The organism is Martelella sp. K41-7, from assembly GCF_055808365.1.
The window spans coordinates 2,080,740-2,106,743 of record NZ_CM147867.1 but is presented as its reverse complement, the minus strand read 5'-3'; the positions used below and the strand labels follow the sequence as shown (position 1 = coordinate 2,106,743).

Sequence of the window (26,004 nt, the reverse complement as noted above, 5' to 3'; positions counted from 1 at the left end):
GATTGCTGGGACGAATACTTGTTTTTATCGGGGCGCTGCTGGTTCTTCTGCTTTTCACGGCACTGCTGGTTCCGTATTTCGTCGACTGGAGCAATTTCCGCAAGGAATTCGAGGTTCAGGCCAGTCGCGTGCTTGGAAAGAAGGTTGAAGTCGTCGGCGATGTCGACGTCAGGATATTGCCGTTTCCCTCGATTACCATGAATGACGTGCTGGTCGGGCGTGATGCCTCGGGCACGCCGATGGCAACCGCCGAAGCGTTCTCCATGGATGCTGAGCTTGCGCCGTTTCTGAGCGGCGAGATGCGTATCTTCAAAATGGAGCTTGAACGCCCGGTTCTCAATCTGGAGCTTGATGAAACCGGAGCGCTGGCCTGGACGGCCACAGGCAATGCGCCGCTGTCCGCGCGCCGGGTAGTGTTCGAGGATGTTGAGATTCGCGATGGCGAAATCCATCTGAGCGATACCGCAAGCGGACGGGCGCGTACGCTGACCGGCATAAACGCCTTGCTTTCCGCCAACGCCATTGAAGGGCCGTGGCGCATGGAAGGGCAGGCCGTGCTCGACGGGCATCCCGGTTCGTTCTCCATCCTCACCGGCCGTCCTGATGCCGAGACCGGAACGATGCGACTGAGACTTTCGGCGGATCCTGAGGAATGGCCTGTCTCCACCACGTTTGAAGGTGATCTTACGCTTGCCGACGGACGACCTCTCTATGCGGGCGGTTTCCGGCTTGCGATCATCGATGACGATGCGCAGGAAATCCCGCCGCCGCGTGCCAGCGGCAATTTCGAGTTGACCAATGATTCACTGGCTGTTTCCGAATACCGGCTTGAAGTCGGTACGCGGGTCGACCCTTATGTGATCTCCGGCGAGGCAGATTTCGACACGCGGCCGGGTGGAAGGTTCCTGCTGACGGCCGATGGTCAGCAATTCAATGTTGAACGGCTTTCCGACTATGACACCAACCTGAAAAAGGGGCGTGTTGCGACGCCGAGCGCGCAAGAGCGCCTCGATATGCTCGTTGGTTTCCTGCGGCAGGTTCCGATCCCGCAATTGCCAGGGACCGTGACCTTCCGTCTCCCTGCTCTGGTTTCGGGGGATACCACGATCCGTTCTATTGTGCTTGATGCCGCGCCTGACGGCGACGGTTGGCTGATCGAAAACGGTTCGGCCGAACTGCCGGGACGCACTCAGGTGGAGGCCGCAGGCAGGCTCGCGCTTGGGGAAGACGTTTCTTTTTCCGGCTCGCTGCTCGTCGCCTCGCGCCAGCCGACCGGGCTTGCACAATGGCTGACGGGGCGGGTGGAACCGGAAATCCGGGCTCTGAGCCGAGCGGGCTTTTCCGCCGATGTCGATCTGGCGACGGAAAGCCAGATCTTCGAAAATCTCCAGATCGTCGCCGGCGAGGCCGTCCTTGACGGTGCCCTCGCGCGCCTTTCCGGAGGCGCGGGGACACCTGAGCTTGATCTCGACCTGTCCGGCAATGTCATTGACCTGAGCGCGCTCAGGGCGCTGGCCGGGCTGATGGTCGGCGAGGATATCGACAGTGGGCTCAGCCAGCACCGTATTCACGCGACGCTGAAGGCCGGAACCGTCAACGCCTTCGATCTGAGTGCCCGTGTCGTGGATACCGATTTTACCTATCAGTCCGGCGCTCTCGCCGTTGATCGGCTTGAGATCGGCAATCTTGCCGGTGCCGCTGTCTCGCTTTCGGGTCAGGCGCAGACCGGCCGCGACTTGCCTACAGGCTCCGGGCGGCTGACATTTGCGGCAGAAAATATCTCGGCTTTCGTGGCGATGATGGAGAAGCGTCTCGGCGATCATCCGGTTCTTGCAAAGCTGGCGGAAAACGCGGCCTGGTACCAGAATACAGAGATTGAGGCGGATCTTGCCTTTGGACAGGACGGGACCGGTGTGTCCGCGGTGTTCAGCGGCAATGCCAATGACAGCCGCATTTCCGGCTCCTGGCGGCGCGATGCGCTGACAGGTCCAGGCGGCATGGTCAGTCAGATCCAGTTGTCAAACCCGGACGCGGCCATCGTCTTCGGCCAGGCCGGCCTCGCACCTCTACCCATCCCCGCGCCGGCAGGCGCTCAGCTCTCGCTTTCGCTGGAGCGGTCGCAAGACGCCGGGCCGGTTGCCGTTGGCCTGCGTGCTGCCAGCGGGGAGACGCGGCTTTCCGTTTCCGGTGAAGCGGATCTGTCTGCCGATGACTTTCTCGGCGGCCGTTATTCAGTCTCGCTCTCAAGCCCCGATCTCGAACCCTATCTTGCCATGAATGCGTTTGCTGTTCCGGGTACGGCTTTGGGTGTTCCGCTGTCAGTGAAGGCGTCGCTCGATATTGCGCCCGAGCGATATGCCTTTTCGGCGATTGACGGCGAATTTGACGGCAATGCCGTTACCGGTCGTCTTGCCTTGCGGCGCGGCGAACCCGTGCCGCGCCTTGATGGCGCGCTGTCGCTTGACCGGCTTGACCTTGCCTGGCTGATGGAAGCCGTGTTTGGCCCGAATTTCGTTTTGGCGCCGGAAGGGTTGCCCGATACCCCCTTCGGCTCTGCCTATTTCGGTACGGCGGAAGCCAATATCGACATTCAGGCGGCCTCTTTCGACGCCGGCCTGACGGAGCCGGTGACAGGCATGAGCGGCACAGTCGATTTTCGCGGTGGTGGTCTTGCCGTCACGGGGCTTGCCGGACGTCTTCTCGACGGCACGCTGTCGGGCGATCTGCAACTCGGCAATTCCAGCGGCAATGGTTATTTTCAGGCGCAGCTTAATCTGGCCGATGCGGCTTTGCCGGAGCTTGTCTGGCAGTCTGCCGGAAAACCGGTGGCGAGCGGCCGTTTTGATCTCGGCCTTGTGGTGGAAACAACAGCCGATACCGCTGCCGGGTTGACAGCACAGGCCAGTGGTTCCGGGATGCTGACGTTGAAATCACCGTTGATTTCAGGTCTGGATCTCGCTGCCACCGATCCGCTGCTCGGCTGGGCCGACGCGCAGGGCACGGACGTCACCAACGCGGAGATCGAACAGCAAATGCGCGCGCTGGTGTTTACGGATAACACGTTCGAGGCCAGTGATATCGCCATCCCCTTCAGCATAACCGACGGTGTGCTTCAGGCCCGCAACGTCTTCGTCGATCTGCCGGAGGCACGGGTTTACAGCGCCGTTCGGGCCGATCTTGCCGCACGCGATCTGGACGCTTCCATCGAGGTGGCGCTGAAGCTGGGAGCGGAAAGTGAAGAGGGGGCGAGCGCCGGCTTTACCATCGGCTTTGCGGGGTCTCTCGCGGATCCGGTTCGCAGCCTTGACCTCACGGAAGTCAACAACTTCCTGGCATTGAGGGCTGTTGAGCGCGAACGGGCGCGGGTCGAGCGGCTTCAGGCCGATATCCTTGAAAGACAACGTCTGCGCCGCGAGGCCACGCTTTACAGCGACCGTGCGGAACGGCGAGAGGCTGAACGCAGGCAGCGCGAGGAAGCCGAACGTCAGCGTCTTGAGGATGAACGCCGCGCGCGCGAGGCCGAGGCGGCTGAAGACGATGATCAGGCCGCCATCGTGATTCCCTCTCCCCGCCAAGGCAATGCAACCCGGACCGCACCTGCGCCGCTTGAGAAGAGTGACTGGGACAGGCTGATCGATTCGGTGATCCGGGGTGCCGAAGAGCCGCAGGGCATCTCGCCGCCCGTACAGTGACGTCTGTCCAAAAAATGCCTGTTTTCAAACGCATGAGTGACAATTATGGATCGGAACAGGATTCTTGGTTATAGCAATCCGGTTTGATGGAGGCTCGGAATTGAAGCGCGGAATATTGCTTGTTGTCGGATGGATGATGGTCGGCCTGGGGGTCATCGGGGTTTTTCTGCCGGTGATGCCGACGGCGCCGTTTCTCATCGTTGCAGCTGCGGCCTTTGCGCGGTCTTCGCCCGAGATGGAAGCCCGGTTGATGGATCATCCCCGCTTCGGCGCCCATCTTCGTCAGTGGCGCCATCAGGGCGCGATTGCGGTTCCGGCCAAGATCATGGCGGTCACGGCCATGGCCTGCAGCTTCGTGTCCGTGCTCTTGTTTGCAACGGCCTTTCCGTGGCTGCAACTCGTCGTCGGCCTGGTGCTGTTGAGCTGTGCAACCTTTGTGGTTACGCGGCCATCGCCTTCGCCCATTGCCGTGCAGGCGGATCGCTGAGGCGTTTACTGCCTCATCGCACCTGAAGCACCGTCAGAACCGATAGTGATCAGCTGTTTTGCGATGCCTTCAGTGCCGGCGCCATCGACCAGTCGGGCTTGCTGATACTCTGTCGCGGTGCCGATGCCCGGTTTTCGATTCGGGCGAGTACGGAGCGGGCGAGTTCGCGTCCTGCCTGGCTGAAATCCTCGCTCATGGCGATGATCTCCGGGCTGATCCAGTTCAGGAAATCTGCCGGCTGCTTGGCGACGAGATCTATATCCTTGCCGAGTGTCAGCCCGCCTGCACGCAATGCGGCCATGATCGGGATGGCGCTGCTGCCGCTGCAGGCAATGATGCCGTCCGGCGGTGTCGATGAAGATAGCGCAGCCAATATGCCGTCGCGGATCTCCGATAGCGAGGAATCGGTGCTGACGGAGGTCAGTGGCGTTTCCTGAAGGCCGAAGCGGCCAAGGCCGCGCTCAAAGCCAGCGCGGAAATAGCGGTAGTAGGTGAGGTGGCTTGGCGGCTGCAGACAGACGATGCGTTTTCGACCGCGCTCTGCCAGTCTCTCGACCGCATCCATCGCATAGGCGTCATTGTCGAAATCGTGGAATGGATAGTCGTGGTCGCTTTCGGTGCGGCCGTGGGCGGCGAATGGCATGCCGCGTTCACGCATCATCGCGATACGCGGATCATCCGGGGCGATGCGCGAGATGATGACGCCGTCGGCCGAGCCGGTATCGAGAATGTAGCGGATCGGCGCGATCGGATCATGGTGGATCGGCTGCGGCATCAGCACGAGATGGTAAGGTGTGTCGGAAAGCGCATCGGAGATGCCGAAGATCATCTGTCCCGACATGCCCATGATTTCTTCCTCCATGCTGAGCACGAGGGCGATCACATTGGTTTTTCCGGTCCTGAGCCGCACGCCGGCGCGGTTTGGCATGTAGCCGAGCTGTTTGGCGACGAGGCGAACACGTTCCTTGGTGTGTTCGGCAATATCCGGTGCATCCTTCAGCGCCCGGGAAACCGTGGTCACTCCGAGCCCCGTCATATAGGCAATGGTTTTCAGTGTCGGACGCGCATTGGCTGTCTCGCGCGATGTGCTGTTCGTGGGTTTCATCGACGTTCTTTTATCTCCCATGTCGCTCCAAACGCGACGGCACGGACCACAAGGCCCGTCTCCTCCCTGGTGGCTGAGCATATTGGGCGACAGGCCGGAACTGGCCTTGAGCTGCCACGATACGCTGATTCTCGCTGGCAACGCGAGTTTCGCCTGCGTTCTTATCGTTCCTGCGCGGTTTTCCCAGCATGTCTTTCATTGAGGTCGTGTGCAGGACCTCCCCGTCTGCACAGCTCAAGGAGCGGCAATGTCCGTCTCTGTTGGTCGGTATGTCCGCGTTACCACAGTTTAGCGAGTGAATGCCTGTAACGATACAGAAAAGAAGCTGTCGCGTGACAGAAAGACTTTAATCGGAACCAGCAGGTATTGGCGAGAGTGGCGCTTGCCCGGTTTTTGCAAACGCGAACTGTCGCGCAGATAGTCAACGCATACTCACAATATATCTATATAAATCAGATATATAATTGAATTTTGCGATGCAGAAATAAGGATCTGTTCCGGTGTTTTGTCTAAATCAAAAGTCGTAGATTGCCAAAAACCAGAATAAAAGGGTTGCGTCATATTTGGCTTTCGCCTACCGTTTTACGGCAACGTTTCAGTTGGGAGGACAGTATGAAACATGCAATTCTCACCGCCGCCCTTGCGGCCGGCGTGGTCATGCCTATGTCGGCGAGCGCGACCGACCTTGAAGTGACCCATTGGTGGACATCGGGTGGCGAAGCCGCCGCTGTGAAGGTGCTCGCCGACAATTTCAACCAGACCGGCAATAACTGGGTCGACAGCGCGATTGCCGGCTCCGGCTCGACAGCCAATCCGATCATCATCAGCCGTATCATCGGCGGTAATCCGATGGGTGCGACCCAGATGAATACCGGCCGTGACGCTGAGGAACTGATCAAGGCCGGACTGATGCTGGATCTGACGGAGGTGGCTGAGAAAGAAAACTGGCGTGAAAAAGTCCGCCCCGCAAAGCTTCTCGAGGCTTGTGAGTTTGAAGGCCGGATCTACTGCGTGCCGATCAATATTCACTCCTGGCAGTGGATGTGGCTGAACCGTTCCGTTTTCGAGGATAACGGTATTCCGGTCCCCACCAACTGGGCAGAACTCGTCGCAGCCGCGCCGAAGCTCCGTGAAGCCGGCGTCACGCCGCTTGCCACCGGCCAGCCCTGGCAGGTCGACGGTATCCGCAACGTCATGCAGGTCGCTATCGGAGGTGTCGACAACTATCTCGCTGTCAACGGTGACAAGGATCCCGACGCGGTGATGAGCGATGAGAACCGCGCCATCTGGGAGGCATTCGCTCAGGCGCGCGAAATGGTCGATGACGCCTATTCCGGCCGTGACTGGAATGTGGCAACCAATATGGTGATCCAGGGCGATGCCGCAGCCCAGATCATGGGTGACTGGGCACAGGGCGAATTTGCCCAGGCCGGCCAGGAAGCCGGCGTCGATTATGATTGCCTGCCGGGCCTCGGCAATACCCCGGTTCTCGATACCGGTGGCGATGCCTTCTACTTTCCGAAGAACAGCGATCCCGATATCACGGCAGCCCAGCTTGAACTTGCCTCGATGCTGATCTCGCCGGAGACTCAGGTTGAGTTCAACCTCGTCAAGGGCTCGTTGCCGGTGCGCGGCGATGTCGATCTGGAAGCCGCTAATGCCTGCATGAAGAAGGGGATCGAGATTCTCGCCAACCCCGACAATGTGCTGCCGTCGACCGAGCAGTTGCTCGATTCCGATACGCAAGGTCAGATCACCGACCTGGCGCTTGAGTTCTTCTCTTCCGATATGACGGTTGATGAGGCGCTTGAGCAGCAGCAGTCGATCATCGAACAGGCCATGTAAGCCCGCGACATCTTGATGCGGAGCGGGTTTGCGTTTTGACCGAACCCGCTCCGTTTTCTTCCGGTCCCATGCCAATTTGTGAGGGGAGCTGCAATGGCTGCTGTTGCTCGCCGTCCGTTCGGCTTGTTCAAGAATCTGAACGCCAAGATCGCGGCAATACCGATGATGCTGACCGCTGTGGTCATCTTTATTGGCTGCACCGCCTGGACGGTCATCTATTCATTCACCGACTCGCGTCTCTTGCCGAGCGAGAATTTCGTCGGCCTGGCCCAGTATGATCGCCTGTTCGACACCACGCGCTGGAATGTCGCGATTGTCAATCTTCTGATCTACGGAAGCTTGAGCCTCATCTTCTCCTTCGTCGTCGGGTTTCTTCTGGCAACGCTCCTGGACCAGAAAATCCGCTTCGAAAACACATTCCGCACCATCTTTCTCTATCCCTTCGCGCTGTCCTTCATCGTCACAGGCCTTGTCTGGCAATGGATCCTCGATCCCGGCCTCGGCTTGCCGAAGTTTCTGGATGATCTCGGTCTGCCCGGCGGTGATTTCGCGCTGCTCGGCAACAAGAGCACGGTGATTTACGCACTGGTGATCGCTGGCCTCTGGCAGGGCACAGGGCTTGTGATGGTGCTGATGCTGGCGGGCCTGCGCGGCATTGACGGCGAAATCTGGAAAGCTTCAAGGGTCGACGGTATTCCAGCGTGGCGGACCTATATCTTCATCGTCATTCCGATGATGCGCGGCGTGTTCGTGACGACGCTTGTAATCGTCGCCTCAGGCATCGTGCGGGTCTACGACCTCGTTGTCGCCATGACGCAAGGGGGGCCCGGTTTTGCCTCCGAAGTGCCAGCCAAATATGTCTACGACCTGATGTTTCAGCGCGGCAATATCGGCCAGGGGCTCGCGGCCTCGACCGTCATGCTGGTCACCGTCTTCATCATCATCGTGCCCTGGGCGCTGATGGAATTCAGAGACAAGAGGAAGTGAGGAGGGGCAGATGAGTGCTATCGCTTCGAATGAACCGTCCGGCCCGCGTCCGAAACGCCGATTGGCGCCGTCGAGAATTATGCTGTATTCCATCCTGTTCGTGGCAGCGGTCTATTATCTCATTCCGCTCTACGTGATGGTGGTGACCTCCCTGAAGGGGATGCCGGAAATCCGCATGGGCAACATCTTTGCCCCACCGGTCGAGATCACCTTCGAACCGTGGGTGAAGGCGTGGAGCCAGGCCTGTACCGGGCTTTACTGCGAGGGAATCCGTGTCGGTTTCTGGAATTCGGTGAAGATCACCGTGCCGGGCATCATCGTCTCGATCGCCGTTGCCTCGGTCAATGGCTACGCGCTGGCCAACTGGCGCTTCAAGGGCTCGGAGTTCTTCTTCACCGTGCTGCTGTTCGGGGCCTTCATTCCCTATCAGGTGATGCTCTATCCGCTGGTGATCATCCTGCGCGAACTGCACCTGTTCTCCACATTGCCCGGTATCGTTCTGGTGCACACCATCTTCGGCATGCCGATCCTGACGCTGTTGTTCCGCAACTATTTCGCCTCGCTGCCCGAGGAACTGTTCAAGGCGGCACGTGTCGATGGTGCGGGGTTCTGGCAGATATTCTTCAAGATCATGTTGCCGATGTCGCTGCCGATCTTTGTCGTCGGCATGATCATCCAGACAACCGGCATCTGGAACGACTTTCTGTTCGGCGTGATCTTTGCCGGCCAGCAGAACTATCCGATGACGGTTCAGCTCAACAATATCGTCAACGCGGTGCAGGGTGTGAAGGAATACAACGTCAATATGGCGGCGACCCTTCTGACCGGTCTCGTGCCGCTCGCCGTCTACTTCGTTTCCGGACCGTTGTTTGTACGCGGCATCGCCGCCGGCGCTGTGAAAGGGTGAATGATGACTACGAGTGTTTCAATCAAGGATCTGTCGCTCTCCTTCGGTGCCGTCGACGTTCTGAAAAATCTCGATCTCGATATCCATGACGGCGAGTTTCTGGTGCTGCTCGGCTCGTCCGGTTGCGGCAAGTCCACGCTGTTGAACTGCATTGCCGGTCTTCTGGATGTCTCGGCCGGCCAGATTTTCATCAAGGACAAGAATGTCACCTGGCTGGAGCCGAAAGATCGCGGCATCGGCATGGTGTTCCAGTCCTATGCGCTTTATCCGCAGATGTCGGTGGAAAAGAACCTCTCCTTCGGCCTGCAGGTAGCCAAAATCCCGAAAGCGGAGATTGAAAAGCGGGTCAAGCGGGCTTCGGAAATCCTGCAGATCGAACCGCTTCTGAAGCGCAAGCCCGCCGAGCTTTCCGGCGGTCAGCGTCAGCGCGTCGCTATCGGCCGGGCACTGGTGCGCGATGTCGATGTGTTCCTGTTTGACGAGCCGTTGTCCAACCTCGATGCAAAGCTCAGGTCGGAGTTGCGTGTCGAAATCAAGCGTCTGCACCAGTCGCTTGAAAACACAATGATCTATGTGACCCATGACCAGATCGAGGCTATGACGCTGGCTGACCGGATCGCGATCATGCGTGGTGGCGAGATCCTGCAGCTTGACGAGCCGACGACGATCTATAACCGGCCAGTCAATCGCTATGTCGCCGGCTTCATCGGCTCGCCCTCGATGAATTTTCTCGATGGTGAACTTGCCCAGAAGGATGGCAAGACGGTTTTCCATTCGAACGGTGTCGACTTCGGGCTCGATGGCTATGACGGCAACGGGCCGCTGCCGAGCTCCGGCAAGGTCACTCTGGGCGTACGGCCCGAACATGTGATGGTTGATGACGAAATTCCCGCGGGCCAGGAGGTCCACCAGGCTGTTGTCGATCTGGAAGAGCCGATGGGCGCGGACAATTTGCTGTGGCTGAAACATGCCGGGCATCTGTTTTCTGTGCGTGTCGGTGGCAACAAGCGCTATCGTCCGGGGCAGGAGATCAGGCTCGCCTTCGCCATGGAACTGGCATCGCTTTTCGATGGCGAGACGGAGCTGAGGCTTTAGCATTTGGAAAGCGAACGCTTTCCCCTTAGGGGAGAACGCTAATATTCCAGGAAGGATCGCCGGCCCGAAGGTAAGCCGGCCTTATTGAGGAAATCGGCAGCACCGCTCTGCCGGGAGGAAGACATGACAAAACTCGGATTTCAACTGTTCGGCGCCCGGAACTACCAGCCTTTTTCAGGCGTATTCAGGAAGCTCGCGGCAGCGGGCTATGGCGAGGTCGAGGGCTATGGCGCGCTTTATGACGACCTGGATGAGGCAGGGCTGGAGCGTCTCGCCGGAGACCTTGAGGCCATCGGCCTTTCGATGCCGACCGGCCATTTCGGTATCGCCATGCTCGAGAACGAGCCGGATCGCGTCCTGGAAATCGCCGCCAAGCTGAAGATGGACAGCGTGTTCTGCCCGTTCCTTCTGCCCGATCAGCGGCCTGATACCGCCACGGGCTGGAAGCAATTCGGTGCGCGGCTTGAGGCGGCGGGAAAGCCCTTCCGCGAGGCCGGTCTTGTCTTCGGCTGGCACAACCACAATTTCGAGTTCGAGCTTCTGCCCGACGGCACGGCGCCGATGCGCCACATCATGGACGGCGGCCCGTCGCTTTCCTGGGAGGCCGATATTGCCTGGGTGATCCGTGGCGAGGCCGATCCCTATTTCTGGATCGAACTTTTCAAGGAGCGCATCAGCGCTGTCCATGTGAAGGACATTGCCGCGCCCGGCGAGAACGAGGATGAGGATGGCTGGGCCGATGTCGGCCACGGCATAGTCGACTGGAAGGGGCTGATGAGGGTGCTGAAGTCCATGCCGATCAGGCACTACGTTGTTGAACACGACAATCCGAATGACATCGACCGCGTGATCGAGCGTTCGATCGCATCTTTCCAGACATTCTGAGCGAGGCAGATATGACCAAGGAACTGGGTGTCGGCATCCTCGGATGCGGCAATATTTCCGCGACCTATTTTTCGCTTTCCCCGATGTTCAAGGGTATCAAGGTGCTGGCCTGCGCCGATATCAATCCGGCGGCTGCAAAGGCGCGGGCCGAGGAATATGGTGTCATCGCGCAAAGCGTCGACGAGCTATTCGCCAATGACGAGATCGACGTTGTCGTCAATCTCACCATTCCGGCGGCGCATTTTGAAATGTCGCGGCGCGCGCTGGAAGCCGGAAAGCATGTCTACTCCGAAAAACCGCTGGTGCTTTCAGTGGACGAGGGCAAGGACCTCGGCCGGTTGGCTGCGGAAAAAGGGCTCTCCGTCGGTTGTGCGCCGGATACGTTCCTGGGCGGCGCCCACCAGCGCGCCCGCAAATACATCGATGAGGGCGGGATTGGCCGTGTGACCTCTGGCACCTGCCATGTGATGAGCCCCGGCATGGAGATGTGGCATCCAAACCCGGACTTCTTCTTTCTGCCGGGTGGTGGCCCCGTGCTCGATCTCGGACCCTATTATATCGCCAACCTGATCAATCTGATCGGGCCGGTGAAGCGGGTCGCAGCACTCACTTCGATGGCGAACGAGACGCGTACCATCACCTCCGAACCACGCAATGGCGAAATCATTCCGGTGAAGACACCGACGAATATCCACGCGCTTCTGGAATTTGCCAACGGTGCGACGGTTTCGCTTGCCGCGAGCTGGGATGTGTTTGCACACCGGCATTCCAACATGGAGCTTTATGGCACCGAGGGGTCGCTGTTCGTGCCCGACCCGAATTTCTTTGGCGGCACGGTCGAGACCGCCGGTCGCGACAGGACGATCAGGGTGATAGACGAGGATGACCATCCTTTCGGCAAACCGAACCAGGATCTCGACAAGGGCGGGCGGGCGAATTATCGCACGGCGGGCCTTGCGGATATGGCGGTGGCGCTGATCGAAGGCCGGGATGCCCGCTGCTCGCTGGAGCGCGCGCTGCACGGTGTCGATGTGATGGCGGCCATTCTGAAATCCGGTGAGACCGGTGCATTCGTGCCGCTTTCGACGACCTGCACACAGCCGGCCGCTCTCGATGCGCAAGCTGCGGCGGCGCTTTTGCGCTAGGTTTGCCATAAGGCATGGCTTGTAGCGGCCGGATTGCCTATACTCGAGATCAGGAAAGGCGGCTTGGCCGCCTTTTTCATGTCGCCGTGCCGGCCGGCGCGACGGCGCTTTTCAAAAAACGGGAATGAAATGATGAGCTGGACACCGTCAGAAACGCGCTATGACACGATGAAGTATAACCGCTGCGGAAAATCCGGCCTGAAGCTGCCGGCCATTTCGCTGGGGCTCTGGCACAATTTTGGCGATGATACGCCGCGCGAGCGCAAGGTTGCAATCTGCCAGACCGCCTTCGACAGTGGCATTACCCATTTCGACCTTGCCAATAATTATGGCCCGCCGCCCGGTTCCGCCGAAGTCGCCTTCGGTTCCATCCTGAAAAACGAGTTTGCCGGTTTGCGCGATGAACTTATCGTTTCCTCGAAAGCCGGTTACGGCATGTGGGACGGGCCTTACGGCGAATGGGGAAGCCGCAAAAACCTGATTGCGTCCTGCGATCAGAGCCTGAACCGGCTTGGCCTCGACTATGTCGACATTTTTTATTCCCACCGCTTCGACCCCGATACCCCGCTTGAAGAAACCATGCTGGCGCTTGATCACATCGTGCGCTCGGGTCGGGCGCTTTATGTGGGAATTTCATCATATAATTCGCAGCGCACCCGCGAGGCCTACGCCATCCTGAAAGAACTGAAGACGCCCTTCGTCATCCATCAGCCGAGCTATTCGATGATCAACCGCTGGGTCGAGGATGACGGGCTCCTCGATACGCTGGAAGAACTCGGCCTCGGTTCCATCGTGTTCTCGCCGCTGGCGCAGGGCATGCTGACGTCGAAATATCTGAAGGGTATTCCCGAAAGCAGCCGTGCCGCCCAGGGCAAGTCGCTGCAGCAAGGCTTCCTGAAGCCTGAAACCATCGAGCATATCCGTTCCTTGAACGCGATTGCCGAACGGCGCGGGCAGACGCTGGCGCAGATGGCGCTTGCCTGGGTGTTGCGCAAGGGCAGGGTGACAACGGCGCTCATCGGCGCCAGCCGCCCCGAACAGGTGAGCGATTGTGTGGCAGCGCTCGGCAATCCCGATTTCACCGATGCCGAACTGGCCGAAATCGATACCTTTGCGCTGGATGCCAATATCAACATCTGGGCGAAGTCGGCCGAGCGCAAAGGGCCAGAACGCAAGAAATAACAACAAAGAGCCTGCGGGTGGCAGCTATGGCACCCGCAGGCAACGCCGTCCCGTTCATGCGCGTTTCCGGGATTGCGTCTTTGCAGCCGACTAATCGGCCACGAAGCAATCGGTCAGATTACCGGCGAGGTTTTCCAGGAGTACGAAATAGAGGTCCGGACCGTCCTCGAGGCCGGCGCCAAGCGGATCGAGAATGCCGGTGCGCGCATCGGTGCCCTCAATCACCGCATCGATGATCTTCGGCGGGAACTGCGGTTCTGAAAAGACGCAGGCCGCGCCGAGCTCGTTCAGCTTGTCATGGATTTCACGGATACGTTGTGCGCTCGGCGGGGCTTCCGGGTTGACCGTGATCGAACCGGCGGCCTCAACGCCAAAGCGGTTGCCAAAATAGTGATATGCGTCGTGGAACACGACATAGGGCCTTTCGGAAACGCTATCGATCTGGGCCTGAATGCCGGCCGTCAGTTCATCGATTCTGATCTCGAGCTTTTCAGCATTGGCGGCATAGATTTCGGCATTGGCGGGGTCATTTTCTGCCAACGTCCCTGCAATCGTGGCGGCAAAGGCTTTCGCATTCAGCGGATCAAGCCACATATGCGGGTCGACCGCGCCGTCATGGTGATGTCCGCTCTCTTCATGCTCATGCTCATGCTCATGCTCATGCTCATGGTCATCCTGGGCTTCGTGTTCCTCGTGATCATGGTTTTCATCCGCATGCGCGTCGTGGTCTTCGTGTTCACCATCGGCATGATGCTCATGATCGTCATGGTCATGCGCCTCGAAAGCGCCTCCCGCACGCGGTGCCAGCGTCTCCACGCCGTTGGCGTCTTCCAGCTCCACCAATTCGGCGTTTCCGCCGAGGGCATCAAGCGGCTTATCAAGAAAATGCTCAAGCGCCGGACCGATCCAGAATACAACGTCTGCGTTCTGCAGCGCGCGGGCCTCGGATGGCGCCATGCTGTAGGTGTGCGGTGAGGCTGCGCCCTTGACCAGCAGCGTGGTCTCGGTCTCCGTCCCGGCCGTGATCGCGGTCGTCAGCGAATAAAGTGGCTTGATCGAGGTGACCACCTTAAGACTGTCATCAGCCATTGCCGCGCTTGCGACCGAAAGAGCGGCCGTGGCCAGGAGAAGCATTCGGAACGATTTCATTCTAACCTCACTTGCATTAAACGTAATGTTATTACATTAATTGCGTAATGCTATAACGTATGTCATAGAGCACCGCAAGACGGAGTTTTCAGAAATTGAACATGACCAAGAATGATGCCGAGCTGCTGGTTTCGCTGGACAATGCCGGGATCAGGCGCGAGGGACGCTATCTGGTGCGTGGTGTGACTTTTGACGTACGCCGCGGCGAAATCGTCACCCTGATCGGTCCGAACGGTGCCGGAAAATCGACCAGCGCGAAGGTGGCGATCGGCGTGTTCGAGCCGGATGAGGGGCGTGTCAGCCGCGCCCCCCGGCTGAAGATCGGCTATGTGCCGCAAAAGCTCAACATCGACCATTCGCTGCCGCTGACCGTTCGCCGCCTGATGACGATAACCGGCCCGTTGTCGCGGCCTGCCATTTCCGATGCGCTCGAGCAGGTGGGGATTGCCCATATGGAAGAGGCCAATGTGCAGACCCTTTCCGGCGGCGAGTTTCAGCGTGCGCTTCTGGCCCGCGCCCTTGCCCGCAAACCGGACCTTCTGGTGCTCGACGAGCCGGTGCAAGGGGTCGATTATTCCGGCGAGATCGCGCTTTACGAGCTGATCTCCAGGATCCGTGACCGCCAGGGCTGCGGCGTGCTGATGATTTCGCACGATCTGCATGTTGTGATGGCCCAGACCGATACCGTGGTCTGCCTGAATGGCCACGTGTGCTGCACAGGAACGCCGGAAGCCGTCAGCGGCAGTGAGGCCTATCAGGCGCTGTTCGGTGCCCGGGCATCCGGCGCGCTTGCCCTCTACCGTCATCATCACGATCACACCCATATGCCGGACGGCCGGGTGCGCCATGCCGACGGAACGATCACCGAAGACTGCCACCCGCATGACGGTCATCACGACCATGCGCGTGATGACGGGGAGACGCCGCATGCTTGACGATTTCTTTACCCGCGCGCTGATTGCCGGCGTTGGCGTTGCGCTGACGGCAGGCCCCCTCGGCTGCTTCATCATCTGGCGCAAGATGGCCTATTTCGGTGACACCATGGCGCATTCCGCGCTTCTGGGCGTGGCTTTGTCACTGTTGTTTACCGTCAACCTGACCCTCAGCGTGTTCGTGGTGGCAACGGCTGTCTCGGTCATGCTCATCCTGCTGGAGCGTCATCGCGCGCTGTCCACCGACAGCCTGCTCGGCATTCTCGCCCATTCGACGCTTGCCGTGGGGCTGGTGATCGTTTCCTTCCTCACCTGGGTCAGGGTTGATCTTATCAGCTTCCTTTTCGGCGACATTCTTTCGGTGACACGCGCCGATATCGCGGTTGTCTGGCTCGGCGGTCTCTTGGTCGTCGGAGTGATTGCGGCTTTGTGGCGGCCGTTGCTTGCTGCAACCGTCTCGCAGGAGATTGCGCAGGCGGAGGGGATGCGGCCTGAGACCTCGCGTTTCATCTTCATGCTGCTGATGGCGCTGGTGATCGCGATCGCGATGAAGATCGTCGGAATCATGCTGATTACGTCACTGTTGATTGTGCCGGCCGCAACCGCCCGTCGCTTTGCCAAAACGCCTGAGGCCATGGCCGTGATTGCGTCCCTGATCGGCGCGGTTTCGGTGGTGCTGGGCCTTTACGCATCGCTCTATTACGATACGCCTTCGGGTCCCTCGATTGTGGTCGCTGCCATGCTGTTGTTTGTTGCAGGCCTGGTGCCGCTCGCTGCCCGTCGTGCATGAAGGAGGATCTGCCATGAATGTTGTTGCTAGAAAACTGACCCGAAACCAGTCACTGGTGTTCGATTGCCTGGCCGATAGCGACGGCCCGCTCAGCGCCTACACGATCCTTGATCGGCTGCGCGATCACGGCTTCAAGGCCCCGCTTCAGGTCTACCGTGCGCTCGACAAGCTGACCGATGCCGGCATGGTACACCGGCTGGAGAGCATGAACGCCTATGTCGCCTGTGCCCATCCTGATCAGGATTGTACGCATCACGGCATGACGGCCTTTGCGATCTGCGAGGGGTGCGGTGCGGTGATCGAGTTTCACGCTCACGACATTGAGGATGCGCTTGTTTCACTTGCCCAGGCTCAGAGATTCAAGCCGGAACGGATGACCGTCGAAATGCGTGGCCTGTGCCAGACTTGCCAGAATTGATCTTGGGAGCGTAGCGAAGGGGGCGAGCGTTCCCTCAGGAGGCTCTGGGTTCGGCGGCCTGGCGTTTGCCCGGCGGAATGCGCTCCTCGGCGGGTTGGTGGAGGCATGTCCGGTTGCGCCCGGTCTGCTTGGCCTCATAGAGCGCACGGTCGGCGCTGATCAGAAGGCTACGCGGTTCGTGTATCGTTGATGACGGTTGCTCGACCGCGACCCCTATACTGACGGTGAGCCGATGCAGCGGGCTTGTTGCATGGGTGATTTCCAGCCGGGCAATGGCTTCGTGAATACGGCCGGCCATCTGAAGTCCGACCGCCTCATTGCAGTTCGGCAGAACCAGCACGAATTCCTCACCGCCGAAGCGCGCGGACAGGTCGCTTTCCGCGCGCGTGCAGGTCTTGAGGGCTTTAGCGACATGTTTGAGACACTCATCGCCGGCAGGGTGTCCGTAGGTGTCATTATAACCCTTGAAATGGTCGATATCGATCATCAGCAGCGCCAGAGGTTCGCCGTCGAAGCGAGCGGTCTGCCAACTCTGCTTGAGGTAATCGTCAAACAGGCGCCGGTTGGCGAGATCAGTTAGCGGGTCGGTGTTGGAAATATGGTCGAGCGAGCGGTACTCGCTCAACAGCGCTTCACCCCTGAGCTTCTCGCGCAGGTAAAGCAGAAAGATCTTCCGCTCTATTGTCTCGATGCGCACATTGGCGAGCAGGGTCATCATGGTCGTTGCGAAAAGGAAGATCAGCGGCGACGCCTTTTCGTCCGGGACAAGTGTCTGCAGAGGCAGGATGAAATAGGCTGCAATGGCGAAATTGACCGCCGAAGCCAGAAGAGCCTGCGGTGGTCGTAGCGGCAACGCGATATTGGCAGTGACGGCGACGAGGATAAAGGTGTAGGGCTCGTAGCGAACGATCGGGTTGCCGACGGAGATCAGCATCAGCCCGGCGCCGAGCGACGCGATCGCAATGCCGAAGATTGACATCAGCCCCGGCAGACGGGTGTCGTCCCGGAAAATGATGACAAGTGATAGCGCTGCCATGATGGATAAAGTCACAGCGCTGCGGATGATCGAAAGATGAATAATCAGCGCCGGGCGGTAGATCAGGTCGACGATGACAAAAGCACACAGGAAGGCGATACCGACCGCGGCCGCGCGGACGATCTGCCTGTGACGAGTGGCGTGAATATGCGCGTTGAAACGGTGTTCAAGCTCTGCCGGAAAGGTGATCACCCAGCCGGTTCGGGCCAGATTGCGGCCGATCAGTTCATCCAGTGCCTGATCATGTTTCGACAGCGTGATGAACGGTGGTGCATTCATCACGCAGAACCATTGTCGAGGACTCTGAGGCTGCGGTTGAAGCGCCTCCAGTTGTTCTGGTAGTTCTCCGCCGAACGGCGAAGAGCCTCGATGGCCGCTTCATCAAGCGTGCGCACCACCTTGGCAGGTGCGCCGACGATCAGGCTGTTGTCGGGAAAAATCTTGCCTTCGGTGACGAGTGCATTGGCGCCCACCAGGCAATTGTTGCCGATGACCGCCCCGTTGAGAATGGTTGCGCCCATGCCGACAAGGCTGTTGTCGCCGATCGTGCAGCCATGAATGATGGCGTGATGGCCGATGGTGCAACCTTTACCGATGGTCGCCGGCGACCCCATATCGGTATGGATCATCACGCCGTCCTGAATATTGCTGCCCGCGCCGATGGTGATCGCTTCGTTGTCTCCGCGCAGGACTGCGTTGAACCATATTCCGACATTGTCTGCGACAATGATCTCGCCAATCACCGCCGCGTCGGGGGCGATCCAGTATGCACCTTCCGGTGGCAATGTCGGTCGGCGCTCGCCAAGGGCATAAATCGTCACGTCACGTCCTCCAGAGAAACGCAAGATTATATCAGATCACGTCGAATGCAAGTTTTGCGATAGTTTCGATTTCACAGGTGATCCGGTCACCCCGGTTGACCGGGCCAACGCCGGAGGGCGTTCCTGTCAGGATGATGTCGCCGGGCGCAAGGGTCACATAGCGCGACAGTTCTGCGATAATCTCCGGCACTTTCCAGATCATCTGGCTGAGGTCTCCGTGCTGGACTTTCTGGCCATTGCGCGACAGCGAGACGCTGCCTTTCGACGGGTGGCCGATATCCTCGGCGCGGGCAATTGCGGATATAGGCGCTGAGTGCTCGAAGGCCTTTGCCATTTCCCAAGGCCGACTTTTCGCCTTGGCTTCGTCCTGAATATCACGCCGGGTGAAATCTACCGAGACACCATAGCCGTAGACGCAGCCGAGCGCGTCATTGACGTCGATTTCCGTACCGCCGTGGTTAAGGGCGACGTAGCATTCGACCTCATGATGAACATTTTCCGAAAGAGCAGGGTAGGGAAAGGGCAAGCCCGGTAAAAGCAGATTTTCGGGATTTTTCTGGAAGAAAAACGGCGCTTCACGATTGGGATCGTGGCCCATTTCCATCGCATGTGCCGCATAATTACGTCCGACACAGTAAACACGGCGCACCGGAAGTCGCTCCTGAAGGCCGGCAACGGGAAGCAGGATTGCTGGCCGAGGTGGAAATACGGTTGCTGACATGGCCGGAGCGCCTTCCTGTTATCTCATCTTGGGGTGCGCTCGAGTTTTGGCTCATTCGGGGGAACAGTTCAAGCTGACGTTCCAACAACGGCAACTGAATCGGGGATTGCGGCCTTTTTTAGCGTTTTTTACTTGTGGTGTATCGCCTGTTAACCGTACCAACGGTTTGAATTGCATAATGCGTGACCCTCAAAAAATGCTGTCGATCCGTTGCCGTTCTGCTTGTGGCCTCTTCCGGCGCAAGCACCGTAGCTTGACGCTCTGGTGGGAGAAAGAGAACTGACAAAACGAACAAGAAACGCAGGGCCGTGAGTGATGATTGAGTATATGAGCTTTCTCGCCGATATGCTGGAAAAGGTGGGGTTGGCGGCTCTGATTATCTTGGCCTACCGCACCATACTCCGTTCACGCTGGCCGGCTCTCTGGTCAGGGCCGGCAATCGGGGTGCTCTTTGGTCTCGGTGCTGTCATCACGATGATCGATCCGTTCGTCGTCGGCCCTGGTATCGTCTTTGATATCCGGACGGTCATGGTTGGCCTGGCTGCGCTTTTCGGTGGCTTCTGGGCAGTATCGATCACTTGTTTGATTACCGTTTCCGCAAGGCTGTTCGTCGGCGGAGCAGGGGTTTTGCCGGGTACGGTCAGTATTGTGCTGGCCGCCATTATTGCCCTCATTTTCGTGCGTGTTCGTGGCAATCAGCGCGATCTGCGCAGCCTGATTCTTCTGGGGCTTGCCATCTCTCTCAACCTGTCGAGTATTGTTCTGCTCTCGTTCGAGTTCCTGGTGAATACGGCGATCAACTCGATTCCCGCCCTTGTTGTCCGAAACCTGACCGGAACAGTAATACTGGGATATTTTCTGGCGATGGAGGAGCGCCGTGAGGAAGAGCACGAGGCCTTCAAGGAGATGGCCGAACGCGACGCGCTTACCGGGCTCAGCAACCGGCGGGCGCTGCAGCTGCTTGAAAGGCGCACGCCGACGCGTGATAGCAATGGGTTCTTCTGCGTCATCATGTTCGACCTCGATCACTTCAAAGCCGTCAATGACACTCATGGTCACGGCTTTGGCGATGTCGTTCTGGCACGTTTTGCCGAGATCATTTCCAGACGAGATCCGCGGAAGCGACCTGGTTGTGCGCTATGGCGGCGAGGAATTCTGCGTCATCCTTAACGATGCACTCATCAAAAATGCAGCACGCATTGCCGAGGATATCAGAGACCAACTCGCTGCGGAGGCGTTTGCCAATGACGTCACGGTAACTGTGAGCGCAGGCGTCGCTCAGTCACCGGAAATGGAGCCGTCGGTCTATGCGGTGATCAAGGATGCCGACAACGCGCTCTATGAGGCCAAGCGCAACGGACGTAACCGCGTGGAAATTCACACGCCGTAGCGCCTGTCTTGCCTGACAGTACACTGCTCTGCATGCCGCAAAGAAAAGCCCCGCTGTCGGGGCTTTTCGTTTTCTGTCTTTCTGCGTGCCCTTGCTCAGACCGCGCCACTGCCCCAGGGGCCGTGATGGATATCAAGGCCGTCGAGACGGTCGAAGCCGTGGGCGCCGAAGAAGTCGCGCTGAGCCTGGATCAGGTTGGCGGTGCCGCGCGACTGGCGATAGGCGTCGAAATAGGTCAGCGCCGAAGCAAGGCCCGGTACCGGAAGGCCGGCGGAGGTGGCGGCTGCCACGATGCGGCGCAGCGGCGGCAGGCACTCATTGACCATGGCGGCAAAGGCCGGGGTGACGATCAGATTGGCCACATCCGGCGTGTCGGAGAAGGCCTTGGTGATCTCGTCCAGGAACTGCGAGCGAATGATGCAGCCGGCACGCCAGATGCGAGCGATTTCGGGCATCGGCAGTTTCCAGCCATATTCATCCGAGGCTGCCGCCATCACGTCAAAACCCTGCGCATAGGCGGCGATTTTGGCTGCGAACAGCGCGAGTTCCAGATCGCGGTTGAGCCAGGGACCCGGCGGAATGCTGAACTCGAGCTCTTCCTTGTTGAACATCGGCTCGGCAGCCTTACGTTCCCCGAGCATGGCGGAAATGCAACGTGCGGCCACGGCGGCCTCGATAACCGTCGCGGGCACGGCGAGCTGCTGCGCCTCGATTGCCGACCAGCGGCCGGTGCCCTTCTGTCCGGCGGCGTCGACGATGACGTCTGGCATCGGTTTTCCGGTTTCCGGATCGGTTGCCGTCAGCACCTTTGCTGTGATCTCGATTAGGAAGGAATTCAGGCGGCCGTCGTTCCACTCGCTGAAAACATGGGCGATTTCGGATGCGTTCATGCCGACGCCATCGCGCAGGATGCCGTAGATTTCGGCAATCATCTGCATGTCGGCATATTCGATGCCATTGTGGATGGTCTTGACGAAATGGCCGGCGCCATCAACGCCAAGCCAGGCGCAGCACGGTTCATCGGCGTATTTGGCCGAGATCGAGGTCAGTACCTTTTCAACGCGGGCGTAGCTGTCTTCAGTGCCGCCGACCATGATCGAGGGGCCGTGGCGCGCACCTTCCTCGCCACCAGAAACACCCATGCCGATAAAGGTCAGGCCAGTACCTTCCAGTTCCTGAAAGCGGCGACGGGTATCGTGGAAATTGGCGTTGCCGGCGTCGATGATGATGTCACCCTTGCCGAGATAGGGGCGCAGCTTCTCGATTTCCTGGTCGACAGGATCGCCGGCCTTGATCATGATGATGAGCGGACGCGGCGGGCGGATGGCTGCCACAAATTCCGAAAGTGTTTCGGTGGCAACGATATTCTTCTGAAGTTCACCGGCGCCTGCGTAAAACGCGCGCGTCTTGTCGACCGTCCGGTTGTAGACGGCGATCCTGTTGCCTTTTTCGGCAATGTTCAGGGCGAGGTTGGAGCCCATGACACCCAGACCAATCAGTCCGATTTCTGCTTTTTCCACGACATCACCTCTCGTGTTTGATGGTGACCTTTTGTGGCATCGCAACAGACAAACGGCAAGGGTAGGAGCCGCAGAACTGGTTATTTTCAGGTAGATGATTAAAAGTTTAGCGAAACTGACATGAAACCGAACGCCGGGAGCACGCGGTGGCGGTCAGACGGAACTCAGCCTGCATCGGGTTTGAGCCCTGCAAAATCGAACAGCACCGGGTCAAGCAAGTGGGACGCATTGACATTGCAAAGCGCTCTCAGCATCACCTCTTTACGTCCTGGCATGCGGGCTTCCATGTCGGCCAGCATCTTCTTCATTGCATTGCGCTCCAGCCCGTCCTGTGAGCCGCAGAGGTCGCATGGAATGATCGGAAACCGCATGGCCTCGGCAAAGCGCGCCAGGTCATCTTCGGCCGAATAGGCAAGCGGGCGAAGCACCGTCAGATCGCCGTCATCGTTCATGAGTTTTGCGGGCATGGTCGCAAGCCTGCCGCCGTGGAAGAGGTTCATGAAGAAGGTTTCGAGAATATCTTCGCGGTGGTGCCCGAGCACGAGCGCATCGCAGCTTTCCTCGCGGGCGATGCGGTAAAGATGTCCACGTCTCAGCCGAGAGCAGAGCGAGCAATAGGTGGAGCCGGGTGCAAGCTTGTCGGTTACGATTGAATAGGTGTCTCGGTATTCGATGCGGTGTTTGACACCCAGGCTTTCGAGATAGTCGGGCAGAACATGCCTTGGAAAGTTCGGCTGGCCCTGATCTAGATTGCAGGCAATCAGCTCGACCGGCAGCAGTCCGCGCCATTTCAGTTCCATCAAAACGGCCAGAAGTCCGTAGCTGTCCTTGCCGCCGGAAAGTGCGACCAGCCAGCGTTTCTGGCCGTCCAGCATGGCAAAATCGGACAGCACCTGGCGCACTTGCCGCAAGAGCCGCTTGCGCAGCCGCTGGAAATTGACTGACGAGGGCGCGTTTTCAAACAGCGCACGGAAAGCACCGTCTTCCGGCGTGGTATCATCAAGGGGCGCTACGTCGCTCATGGTTTGGTGTTTTTCCTTCGCGTCTGCCTGAGACATGCCTTGTCCGGCCGGTTCGATCAAGTGCCAAACACCGACCAGCCCGTGCGTGCGGCCAGCATTTCGAGCGCGATGCCGCCGAGCAGGGAGTTTCCAGTCGCGTCGAGGCCCGGTGACCAGACCGCAATCGAGGCCTTTCCCGGAGCGACCGCGAAAATACCGCCGCCGACACCGGATTTTCCCGGCAGACCGACACGGAAGGCGAAATCGCCTGAACCGTCATAATGGCCGCAGGTCAGCATGATCGCATTGATGCGCCGCGCGCGCCGCGGCGAGACCACCGAAAAGCCGGTCAGCGGATTGGTGCCGCGATTGGCGAGGAACAGCCCGGCATGGGACAGTTGGACGCAATCCATGGTCAATGCGCACTGGTGAAAATAGACGCCGAGAACATGGTCGACGGGATGTTCCAGGTTATTGAAGCCGCGCATGAAATTGGCGAGCGCGAAATTACGATAGCCAGTGCGCTGCTCGGAACGCGCGACTGTCTCGTCAATGTGAAGGCTGTCGTCATCAGCGATATAGTGCATGAAGCGCAGGAATTCGCCGATCGCCTCGCGCGGACGGTGGCCCGCGAGCACGATGTCTGTCACGACAATGGCACCGGCATTGATGAAGGGGTTGCGGGGTATCCCGTGCTCATGTTCAAGCTGAACGATGGAATTGAAGGCGGATCCAGAGGGTTCGCGCCCGACCCGGCTCCAGATCGTCTCGCCGACCTTGCCGAGCGCCAGCGTCAGCATGAACACCTTGGAAATGCTCTGCACCGAAAACGCCGTCTCCGCATCGCCGGCCCGGAAGGTCTTGCCGTCGACGGTGGAAATCGCGATGCCGAGCTGCTTCGGGTTCACCTTGGCAAGCTCGGGAATATAATCGGCCACTTTGCCCTCGCCGAGCCGGGGGGCCAGTTCGCGCACGATGTCGTCAGCAATCGCCTGAAGGTCCATGGTGGTCCTCGAGAATAAGATGATCACCTATAAACCAGAGGTGCCGACAAATGAAAAGCCGCCCACAAAGGGGCGGCTTCCAAAAGCAGATCCGCGTCTAACGATTAACGCGAATAGAATTCGACAACGAGGTTCGGTTCCATGATGACCGGGTAGGGGATATCGGCAAGAGCCGGAATCCGCACATAGGTCGCGACCATCTTGGAGTGGTCGGCGTCGATGTATTCCGGAACGTCACGCTCAGCGAGCTGGCTGGCCTCGAGAACGCTGGCGAGCTGCTTGGAGCGCTCACGAACCTCGATAACGTCGCCAGGCTGGCAGCGGTAGGAACCGATGTTGACCTTGGTGCCGTTGACCGTAATGTGGCCGTGGTTGACGAACTGACGGGCAGCAAAGACCGTCGGTACGAACTTGGCGCGGTAAACGATCGCGTCGAGGCGGCTTTCCAGCAGGCCAACCAGGTTTTCACCGGTGTCGCCCCTGCGGCGGTTGGCTTCCTCGAAGGTTGCGAGGAACTGCTTTTCGCGCAGTTCGCCGTAGTAGCCCTTCAGCTTCTGCTTGGCGCGCAGCTGCACACCGAAGTCGGACATCTTGCCCTTGCGGCGCTGGCCGTGCTGGCCGGGGCCGTATTCGCGACGGTTCACCGGGGACTTCGGACGGCCCCAGATGTTTTCGCCCATACGGCGGTCAATTTTATGCTTGGACGATTCTGCGCTTGCTCATCGTATTTCCTTTAAGTCATAACAAGAGAACCGGCTTTCGCCAGTTCCAAGGAAACACGCCCTCCTTTGGTTCTTCCCGAGGAAGATCCTGACAGGTTTTCGCGGAAAAAAGCGCCCTGAAAACCACGGGACATGTCGGTGAAACATCGACCGAAGCCGGTGTTGGCGCGGGGATAGTCGGGTTTTGTTGAAAAGTCAACGACAAAGCATCGCCTTTGGTCCTGCAGGCCATGGACTTTGCAGGTGCGGACATGATTTAACCGGACCTGATTTGTTCCACGGGGATTTCAGCACATGACGATCACATCCGAAACACTCGACGCCATCGCCAGGCTGATGCGCGAAGCCGCCGCACAGGAGATCCTGCCACGTTTTCGAAAGTTGCACGATCAGGACGTTGCAGAAAAGACCGAGGCCAGCGATCTCGTCACCGTTGCCGATACCGGCGCGGAGCGGGTGATCAAGGCGGGTATCGAGAAGATCCTGCCTGACGCAGCCTTTGTCGGCGAGGAGGGCGTTGCAGCCAATCCGTCGCTTTTGTCAAAACTGAAGGATGCGGAACTGGCTGTGGTGGTCGATCCGATTGATGGCACGTTCAATTATGCCCATGGCATTTCCGCTTTTGGGGTGATGGCAGCGATCGTGGTCAATGGCGAGACCGTTGCCGGACTGATCTATGATCCGATGGGCGACGACTTCATGATTGCCGAGAAGGGCGGCGGCACCTGGCTGAAACGTGTCGATGGTTCGTCAAGCCGGATGAAGGTCGCAGCCCCCGTTGCGCTTGAGGATATGCTTGGGACTGCCTCGGTTGCCTTCATGCCGCGCGAGAAGCGGGCCGAACTTCTGGCCAATACCGCCAAGCTTCGCTATGCAGCGAGCTATCGCTGTGCTGCCGTCGAATATCGCGCCTTTGCTGCAGGCGGCTTGCACTTCTTCACCTATTTCAAGCTGATGCCATGGGATCATCTGGCCGGTGTGCTGATCGGTCAGGAGGCCGGTGGCTATATCGCGCGTTATGACGGCTCTGCCTACCGCCCCGACCATCTGGACGGCGGCCTGTTGGGTGCACCGGACAAGGAAAGCTGGCAGGAACTGCGCGCGAAAGTGTTCACGGTTTAACGCCGGAGCGGCTGGAGAGAGAAAAAGGCGCCCTTCGCGGCGCCTTTT

Annotated in this window: 23 protein-coding genes and 1 pseudogene; 15 read left to right on the top strand and 9 right to left on the bottom strand. The window is 59.0% G+C overall.

Annotated elements, in window-relative coordinates; genetic code table 11:
* Nucleotides 1–2: 2 nt before the first annotated feature.
* Nucleotides 3–3,692, top strand: a complete 3,690-nt coding sequence (locus AC0L7L_RS09955; protein WP_473513652.1) for an AsmA family protein — start codon at nucleotides 3–5, stop codon at nucleotides 3,690–3,692.
* A 64-nt stretch (nucleotides 3,693–3,756) separates the two neighbouring features.
* Nucleotides 3,757–4,179 (top strand): YbaN family protein, encoded by a 423-nt coding sequence (locus AC0L7L_RS09950; RefSeq protein ID WP_473513650.1) that lies wholly within the window; start codon nucleotides 3,757–3,759, stop codon nucleotides 4,177–4,179.
* Nucleotides 4,180–4,228: 49 nt separating this feature from the next.
* Here the strand turns inward: AC0L7L_RS09950 and AC0L7L_RS09945 are convergent, their stop codons facing one another.
* Complete coding sequence (locus tag AC0L7L_RS09945; protein ID WP_272211725.1) at nucleotides 4,229–5,284, bottom strand: LacI family transcriptional regulator; 1,056 nt, start codon at nucleotides 5,282–5,284, stop codon at nucleotides 4,229–4,231.
* A 612-nt stretch (nucleotides 5,285–5,896) separates the two neighbouring features.
* Here AC0L7L_RS09945 and AC0L7L_RS09940 point away from each other — a divergent pair.
* The 7 genes from AC0L7L_RS09940 (at nucleotide 5,897) to mgrA (ending at nucleotide 13,330) form a co-directional block, all read left to right on the top strand.
* Entirely contained in the window at nucleotides 5,897–7,129 is a 1,233-nt protein-coding gene (locus AC0L7L_RS09940) for an ABC transporter substrate-binding protein (RefSeq protein ID WP_272211724.1), read from the top strand.
* A 93-nt stretch (nucleotides 7,130–7,222) separates the two neighbouring features.
* Nucleotides 7,223–8,116, top strand: coding sequence for a carbohydrate ABC transporter permease (locus AC0L7L_RS09935; protein WP_473513648.1), 894 nt, complete (start codon nucleotides 7,223–7,225; stop codon nucleotides 8,114–8,116).
* Nucleotides 8,117–8,126: 10 nt separating this feature from the next.
* Nucleotides 8,127–9,023 (top strand): carbohydrate ABC transporter permease, encoded by an 897-nt coding sequence (locus AC0L7L_RS09930; protein ID WP_473513646.1) that lies wholly within the window; start codon nucleotides 8,127–8,129, stop codon nucleotides 9,021–9,023.
* 3 nt (nucleotides 9,024–9,026) lie between these two features.
* Nucleotides 9,027–10,118, top strand: coding sequence for an ABC transporter ATP-binding protein (locus AC0L7L_RS09925; RefSeq protein ID WP_473513861.1), 1,092 nt, complete (start codon nucleotides 9,027–9,029; stop codon nucleotides 10,116–10,118).
* A gap of 123 nt (nucleotides 10,119–10,241) precedes the next feature.
* On the top strand, nucleotides 10,242–11,003 hold the full coding sequence (locus AC0L7L_RS09920) for a sugar phosphate isomerase/epimerase family protein (RefSeq protein ID WP_272211721.1): 762 nt from the start codon (nucleotides 10,242–10,244) through the stop codon (nucleotides 11,001–11,003).
* 11 nt (nucleotides 11,004–11,014) lie between these two features.
* On the top strand, nucleotides 11,015–12,148 hold the full coding sequence (locus AC0L7L_RS09915; RefSeq protein WP_473513644.1) for a Gfo/Idh/MocA family protein: 1,134 nt from the start codon (nucleotides 11,015–11,017) through the stop codon (nucleotides 12,146–12,148).
* 132 nt (nucleotides 12,149–12,280) lie between these two features.
* On the top strand, nucleotides 12,281–13,330 hold the full coding sequence (gene mgrA / locus AC0L7L_RS09910) for an L-glyceraldehyde 3-phosphate reductase (protein WP_473513642.1): 1,050 nt from the start codon (nucleotides 12,281–12,283) through the stop codon (nucleotides 13,328–13,330).
* Nucleotides 13,331–13,420: 90 nt separating this feature from the next.
* On the opposite strand, the gene AC0L7L_RS09905 is transcribed toward mgrA, so the two are convergent.
* A complete protein-coding gene (locus tag AC0L7L_RS09905) occupies nucleotides 13,421–14,479 on the bottom strand; it encodes a zinc ABC transporter substrate-binding protein (protein WP_272211716.1) in 1,059 nt (352 codons plus the stop codon).
* Nucleotides 14,480–14,580: 101 nt separating this feature from the next.
* On the opposite strand from AC0L7L_RS09905, the gene AC0L7L_RS09900 reads away from it, so the two are divergent.
* From AC0L7L_RS09900 to AC0L7L_RS09890, 3 genes are read left to right on the top strand one after another with little or no spacing between them, the layout of a single operon-like run.
* Nucleotides 14,581–15,414 carry an ATP-binding cassette domain-containing protein gene (locus tag AC0L7L_RS09900; protein ID WP_473513640.1) on the top strand — a complete coding sequence of 278 codons (834 nt, stop codon included), beginning with the start codon at nucleotides 14,581–14,583 and terminating at the stop codon, nucleotides 15,412–15,414.
* Nucleotides 15,407–16,201 carry a metal ABC transporter permease gene (locus tag AC0L7L_RS09895; RefSeq protein WP_473513638.1) on the top strand — a complete coding sequence of 265 codons (795 nt, stop codon included), beginning with the start codon at nucleotides 15,407–15,409 and terminating at the stop codon, nucleotides 16,199–16,201. The genes AC0L7L_RS09900 and AC0L7L_RS09895 overlap by 8 nt, the downstream gene beginning before the upstream one ends.
* 13 nt (nucleotides 16,202–16,214) lie before the next feature.
* Entirely contained in the window at nucleotides 16,215–16,619 is a 405-nt protein-coding gene (locus tag AC0L7L_RS09890; protein ID WP_272211713.1) for a Fur family transcriptional regulator, read from the top strand.
* Between the two features lie 34 nt (nucleotides 16,620–16,653).
* On the opposite strand, the gene AC0L7L_RS09885 is transcribed toward AC0L7L_RS09890, so the two are convergent.
* Genes AC0L7L_RS09885 through AC0L7L_RS09875 form a run of 3 tightly spaced genes read right to left on the bottom strand, consistent with a single transcriptional unit; the run spans nucleotide 16,654 to nucleotide 19,197 of the window.
* A complete protein-coding gene (locus AC0L7L_RS09885) occupies nucleotides 16,654–17,934 on the bottom strand; it encodes a GGDEF domain-containing protein (protein ID WP_473513636.1) in 1,281 nt (426 codons plus the stop codon).
* Nucleotides 17,934–18,476: a gamma carbonic anhydrase family protein gene (locus AC0L7L_RS09880; protein ID WP_272211710.1), complete on the bottom strand. Its 543-nt coding sequence runs from the start codon at nucleotides 18,474–18,476 to the stop codon at nucleotides 17,934–17,936. Before AC0L7L_RS09880 ends, AC0L7L_RS09885 begins: the two co-directional genes overlap by 1 nt.
* Before the next feature lie 31 nt (nucleotides 18,477–18,507).
* Nucleotides 18,508–19,197, bottom strand: coding sequence for a fumarylacetoacetate hydrolase family protein (locus AC0L7L_RS09875; RefSeq protein ID WP_272211709.1), 690 nt, complete (start codon nucleotides 19,195–19,197; stop codon nucleotides 18,508–18,510).
* Nucleotides 19,198–19,512: 315 nt separating this feature from the next.
* On the opposite strand from AC0L7L_RS09875, the gene AC0L7L_RS09870 reads away from it, so the two are divergent.
* Together AC0L7L_RS09870 and AC0L7L_RS09865 are read left to right on the top strand one after the other, a co-directional pair.
* A complete protein-coding gene (locus AC0L7L_RS09870; RefSeq protein WP_272211708.1) occupies nucleotides 19,513–20,367 on the top strand; it encodes a GGDEF domain-containing protein in 855 nt (284 codons plus the stop codon).
* Complete coding sequence (locus AC0L7L_RS09865) at nucleotides 20,330–20,587, top strand: GGDEF domain-containing protein (RefSeq protein WP_272211707.1); 258 nt, start codon at nucleotides 20,330–20,332, stop codon at nucleotides 20,585–20,587. The genes AC0L7L_RS09870 and AC0L7L_RS09865 overlap by 38 nt, the downstream gene beginning before the upstream one ends.
* A 95-nt stretch (nucleotides 20,588–20,682) precedes the next feature.
* On the opposite strand, the gene gndA is transcribed toward AC0L7L_RS09865, so the two are convergent.
* From gndA to rpsD, 4 genes and pseudogenes are all read right to left on the bottom strand, one after another.
* On the bottom strand, nucleotides 20,683–22,107 hold the full coding sequence (gndA, locus tag AC0L7L_RS09860) for an NADP-dependent phosphogluconate dehydrogenase (protein WP_272211706.1): 1,425 nt from the start codon (nucleotides 22,105–22,107) through the stop codon (nucleotides 20,683–20,685).
* A 164-nt stretch (nucleotides 22,108–22,271) separates the two neighbouring features.
* Entirely contained in the window at nucleotides 22,272–23,129 is an 858-nt protein-coding gene (gene ttcA, locus AC0L7L_RS09855; protein WP_272211705.1) for a tRNA 2-thiocytidine(32) synthetase TtcA, read from the bottom strand.
* Nucleotides 23,130–23,185: 56 nt separating this feature from the next.
* The gene (locus tag AC0L7L_RS09850; RefSeq protein WP_473513632.1) at nucleotides 23,186–24,112 is read right to left on the bottom strand and encodes a glutaminase; all 927 of its coding nucleotides are present in this window, start codon (nucleotides 24,110–24,112) and stop codon (nucleotides 23,186–23,188) included.
* A gap of 104 nt (nucleotides 24,113–24,216) precedes the next feature.
* Nucleotides 24,217–24,835: pseudogene (gene rpsD, locus AC0L7L_RS09845) on the bottom strand (30S ribosomal protein S4).
* A 293-nt stretch (nucleotides 24,836–25,128) separates the two neighbouring features.
* On the opposite strand from rpsD, the gene AC0L7L_RS09840 reads away from it, so the two are divergent.
* Nucleotides 25,129–25,956: an inositol monophosphatase gene (locus AC0L7L_RS09840; protein WP_272211702.1), complete on the top strand. Its 828-nt coding sequence runs from the start codon at nucleotides 25,129–25,131 to the stop codon at nucleotides 25,954–25,956.
* Nucleotides 25,957–26,004 lie beyond the last annotated feature (48 nt).

Excerpts from the sequence above, each read along its gene's own strand:
- AC0L7L_RS09905 (WP_272211716.1), bottom strand. The coding sequence starts at position 14,479 with ATGAAATCGTTCCGAATGCTTCTCCTGGCCACGGCCGCTCTTTCGGTC.
- AC0L7L_RS09850 (WP_473513632.1), bottom strand. The coding sequence starts at position 24,112 with ATGGACCTTCAGGCGATTGCTGACGACATCGTGCGCGAACTGGCCCCC.
- AC0L7L_RS09875 (WP_272211709.1), bottom strand. The coding sequence starts at position 19,197 with ATGTCAGCAACCGTATTTCCACCTCGGCCAGCAATCCTGCTTCCCGTT.
- AC0L7L_RS09940 (WP_272211724.1), top strand. The coding sequence starts at position 5,897 with ATGAAACATGCAATTCTCACCGCCGCCCTTGCGGCCGGCGTGGTCATG.
- mgrA (WP_473513642.1), top strand. The coding sequence starts at position 12,281 with ATGAGCTGGACACCGTCAGAAACGCGCTATGACACGATGAAGTATAAC.
- AC0L7L_RS09935 (WP_473513648.1), top strand. The coding sequence starts at position 7,223 with ATGGCTGCTGTTGCTCGCCGTCCGTTCGGCTTGTTCAAGAATCTGAAC.
- AC0L7L_RS09890 (WP_272211713.1), top strand. The coding sequence starts at position 16,215 with ATGAATGTTGTTGCTAGAAAACTGACCCGAAACCAGTCACTGGTGTTC.
- ttcA (WP_272211705.1), bottom strand. The coding sequence starts at position 23,129 with ATGAGCGACGTAGCGCCCCTTGATGATACCACGCCGGAAGACGGTGCT.
- AC0L7L_RS09925 (WP_473513861.1), top strand. The coding sequence starts at position 9,027 with ATGACTACGAGTGTTTCAATCAAGGATCTGTCGCTCTCCTTCGGTGCC.
- AC0L7L_RS09930 (WP_473513646.1), top strand. The coding sequence starts at position 8,127 with ATGAGTGCTATCGCTTCGAATGAACCGTCCGGCCCGCGTCCGAAACGC.
- AC0L7L_RS09915 (WP_473513644.1), top strand. The coding sequence starts at position 11,015 with ATGACCAAGGAACTGGGTGTCGGCATCCTCGGATGCGGCAATATTTCC.
- AC0L7L_RS09885 (WP_473513636.1), bottom strand. The coding sequence starts at position 17,934 with ATGAATGCACCACCGTTCATCACGCTGTCGAAACATGATCAGGCACTG.
- AC0L7L_RS09920 (WP_272211721.1), top strand. The coding sequence starts at position 10,242 with ATGACAAAACTCGGATTTCAACTGTTCGGCGCCCGGAACTACCAGCCT.
- AC0L7L_RS09945 (WP_272211725.1), bottom strand. The coding sequence starts at position 5,284 with ATGAAACCCACGAACAGCACATCGCGCGAGACAGCCAATGCGCGTCCG.
- AC0L7L_RS09900 (WP_473513640.1), top strand. The coding sequence starts at position 14,581 with ATGACCAAGAATGATGCCGAGCTGCTGGTTTCGCTGGACAATGCCGGG.
- AC0L7L_RS09870 (WP_272211708.1), top strand. The coding sequence starts at position 19,513 with ATGATTGAGTATATGAGCTTTCTCGCCGATATGCTGGAAAAGGTGGGG.
- AC0L7L_RS09895 (WP_473513638.1), top strand. The coding sequence starts at position 15,407 with ATGCTTGACGATTTCTTTACCCGCGCGCTGATTGCCGGCGTTGGCGTT.
- AC0L7L_RS09840 (WP_272211702.1), top strand. The coding sequence starts at position 25,129 with ATGACGATCACATCCGAAACACTCGACGCCATCGCCAGGCTGATGCGC.